4 protein-coding genes are annotated in these 3,363 nt (G+C 65.9%); all 4 read left to right on the top strand.

What is annotated here, in order from left to right:
* The first annotated feature begins 202 nt into the window (after positions 1–202).
* Positions 203–400, top strand: a complete 198-nt coding sequence (locus tag AC1D15_RS23085) for a hypothetical protein (RefSeq protein WP_477827811.1) — start codon at positions 203–205, stop codon at positions 398–400.
* A gap of 35 nt (positions 401–435) precedes the next feature.
* Positions 436–1,245, top strand: a complete 810-nt coding sequence (locus AC1D15_RS23080; RefSeq protein WP_477827810.1) for a GNAT family N-acetyltransferase — start codon at positions 436–438, stop codon at positions 1,243–1,245.
* Positions 1,246–1,278: 33 nt separating this feature from the next.
* Entirely contained in the window at positions 1,279–1,926 is a 648-nt protein-coding gene (locus tag AC1D15_RS23075) for a histidine phosphatase family protein (RefSeq protein ID WP_477827809.1), read from the top strand.
* A 259-nt stretch (positions 1,927–2,185) separates the two neighbouring features.
* Positions 2,186–3,363, top strand: a 1,178-nt coding sequence (locus AC1D15_RS23070) for an FAD-dependent monooxygenase (RefSeq protein ID WP_477827808.1), incomplete at its 3' end; no start/stop codon positions are given.

The following is a 3,363-nucleotide window of genomic DNA, read 5'->3' as shown; positions in this document are numbered from 1 at the left end:
CTCGTTGCCTGCGCCGTGCAGGCGCAGACCACGGTCCCGTTCAAGATGGGGGGCCAGCCGCAAGGCTCGGTGCCCTTCAAGGAGACGCACGCGAGATGAATCGAATGGGAGACGCGTTCGATCACCTGCACTTGGCCGATCGAAAGAAGGAGCTCGAGACCTCGCTGCATTTCGCAGTGGTTCGCGGACAGGAGCCTGGACGATGAACATCATCGGAGTGAGGCGTGCGATCGCTTCCAGGTTTCCAGTCGAAGCGGCCGATGCTGACGACTTCTTGGCACAGTGCGTCGAGAATCTGATGTCGGGGCTGAAGGCCGATGCCAGGCGATGGGCTTGGCCGATGATTCCTCCCAATCTCAAAAAGTTGTTCATTGACTTTTGGGGTGAACCGGACGTCTGACCGCGCATGGACATTCCCTGCTACAAGTCACCCACATGAACATTCGCGAGCTTCAGCCGCAGGAACTTCAGCCGCTGCTCCGCCTGTACACGCACCTGCACGAGCATGACGACCCGCCGCCGCCCATCTCAGCCATCGAGGCCGTCTGGGCTGAGGCTCTCGCCAATCCACGGATCAAGTACTTCGGCGGCTTTGCCGAAGCCGATCTGGTCTCGAGCTGCACGCTCACCGTCATTCCGAACCTCACTCGCGCTTGCCGGCCCTACGGGCTGATCGAGAACGTCGTCACCCATGCGGCGCATCGTGGGCAAGGCTGGGGCAAAGCCCTCCTTGCGCAGGCCCTGGCTGAAGCCTGGAAGCAAGGGTGCTACAAGGTCATGCTGCTCACCGGCCGCAAGGACGAAGGCACTTTGCAGTTCTACGAGCAAGCGGGATTCGATCGCCACGGAAAGCAAGCCTTCGTGGCGAAGCCCGCAGATGGGGGGGGACAGCAAGGTGGAAGCACCACGATGACATCGATCAATCGGCACTTCAGGCTCGAAGGCTGGCTCATGGTCGGCGTCTTTCTGGCCCCGTTCGCGCTGGGACTCATTGCGGCCCTGGTGCTCCGCGTTTGTGGCCCCAGGCAAGAACTCCGTCGACTCTCCCGATGCGGCCATTGCAGCGTCAAGGCAGGCCTGGCGCTCCATCTCCGAGAAGACGAGCCAGTCGTCATTCAGTCCAGCCAGCACGGCTCGATTCGAGCCTTACTCCGCGACGCTGGAAGACGGCGTCTGGGTCGTGCGTGGCACCGCTGCAGCCGGCTACCGAGGAGAGATTCTCGTCACGCGGGTTCGGCAAGGTGACGGCACCGTCGAGGTGAGGAGCGAGGCCATCAAATGACCAGCGCCACGACAAGCATGACTTCCATCTTTCTGATCCGCCATGGCGCCTACGACGAAGGGCAGGTCGACGGCGTGGGCCCGCACGTCGATCTCGGGCTGTCCGATGAGGGGAAACTGCAAGCGCAGGCACTCGCCGACAGGCTTCGCCTCGGCAAGGAAATCCACGCCGACGCCCTCTACGCCAGCACGCTGCCAAGAGCTCGGCAGACTGCGGACATCCTGGCCCCGGCGCTCGGCCTTTCTGCCGTGCTGGAACAAGACCTGGAGGAATGGCGGAGCGACGACGGCACGATGGACACCAACGAGTTCACCACCCTCTGGCAGAGCCTGAGCGAGCGAGACCGGCAATTCCATCGCTTCGCCCCTGGCTGCGAAACCACCATCGAGTTCAGTGCCCGGGTGCAATCGGCACTCCACGCGATCGTCAAGAAACACCTCGGGCAGACCGCCGTGCTCGTGGTCCATGGCGGCGTGATCCAGGTGGCCTTTCAGTACTTCTTCGGCTACGGAGATGCCGCCTTTCGGCGCGCCTACCCTGCTGTCGGCTACACCTCCATCACCCACTGGAACCTGCCAATGAACACCAGCAAGTGGGTCCTCGAATCATCGAATGACAGGCATCATCTGAGAAGGTCTGCGTGAGTCCGCTCCGCCGCTAGAATCGCTCCCGATCCCGTGCCTCCTGCGCCGGGACGCCTTCCCCGGAACATCCCACCCATCGGTGCGGCCTATCGCCAAGCGAACCCGTCTTCGTTCCCGACCTTGAATCGTCGACCGCGTTGTTTCTCCCGCTGAAGCCGGAGACCCACGCGCTCGCCTGCTGACCCCCTCAGTTTCGTTGTCCCGACCGGCTGCGCATCGACGCAGCCGCGCGAAGCTGTGCGACTGCCATCCACATGCCATGACCTCCCAATCCTCTCCCCGTCTTCACGATGTCGTCATCGCCGGCGCCGGCCCCGTCGGCCTATTCCTCGCCTGCGAGCTCGCGCTGGCCCGGCTCGACGTGCTGGTCCTCGAACGGGCCGACAGCCCCGCAACCCCGTTGAAGGCAGCGCCGCTCGGCACCCGCGGCCTGTCCGTCGCGACCGGCGAGGCGCTCCACCGCCGCGGGCTCCTCGACGACCTCCGTGCCACCGCGGCGGCTGCAACGGGCGCTCCACGCAAAGCCCAGGCCGGTCATTTCGCGGGCATCGCGATCGACGCCGCCAGGATCGACCCGTCTCGCTGGACGTACCGCCTGCCGAACCCGGCCTCCAGCAACTTCGCAGCCGACATGGCATCGGTGGAGTCGGTCCTCACGGCGCGGGCGCTCACGCTGGGCGTCGACATCCGCCGCGGGCTGGCGGTCACCGGGTTCGATGACCGCGGCGACCACGTCCTCGTCCACACCGGGAGCCTCTCGGTCCAGGCGAAGTGGCTGGTCGGCTGCGATGGTGGCCGCAGCACGGTTCGCAAGCTGGGCGACTTCGAGTTCCCCGGCACCGAGCCCGAATTCACCGCGTACTCGGCGCTGGTGGACATCGCCGACCCCGAGAAGCTGCGCCCCGGTCGCAATGCCACACCCGTCGGCTTCTACATGAACCAGCCGGGCCAGATCGCCATCGCCGACTTTGATGGCGGCGCCTTCAACCGATCGGAGGCGATCACGCTCGAGCACCTGCAGGTGGTGCTTCGCCGCGTGTCGGGCACCGATGTCACGCTGTCCGCCGTCCACCTCGCCACCAGCTTCACCGACCGCGCGCGGCTCGTCACGGCGTACCGCAAGGGCCGCGTGTTGCTCGCCGGCGATGCGGCGCACATCCATTCCGCACTCGGCGGCCAGGGCCTGAACGCGGGCCTGGGCGACGCGATGAACCTCGGCTGGAAACTCGCGGCCACGGTCCGCGGCACGGCGCCTGCCGGGCTGCTCGACACCTACCAGGCGGAGCGGCACCCGGTGGGGCAGTGGCTGCTGGACTGGACGCGCGCGCAAGTCGCGATCATGCGGCCGGGTCCGCAGGGGCGGGCCCTCGAAAGCATCCTGCGCGACCTGATGAGCACACCCGACGGGTCCACCTACTTTGCCGGGCAGCTGTGGGA

Source organism: Rhizobacter sp. P2_H2, from assembly GCF_056403375.1.
This window is presented reverse-complemented; position numbering and strand designations above follow the sequence as displayed.

Excerpts from the sequence above, each read along its gene's own strand:
- AC1D15_RS23085 (WP_477827811.1), top strand. The coding sequence starts at position 203 with ATGAACATCATCGGAGTGAGGCGTGCGATCGCTTCCAGGTTTCCAGTC.
- AC1D15_RS23080 (WP_477827810.1), top strand. The coding sequence starts at position 436 with ATGAACATTCGCGAGCTTCAGCCGCAGGAACTTCAGCCGCTGCTCCGC.
- AC1D15_RS23075 (WP_477827809.1), top strand. The coding sequence starts at position 1,279 with ATGACCAGCGCCACGACAAGCATGACTTCCATCTTTCTGATCCGCCAT.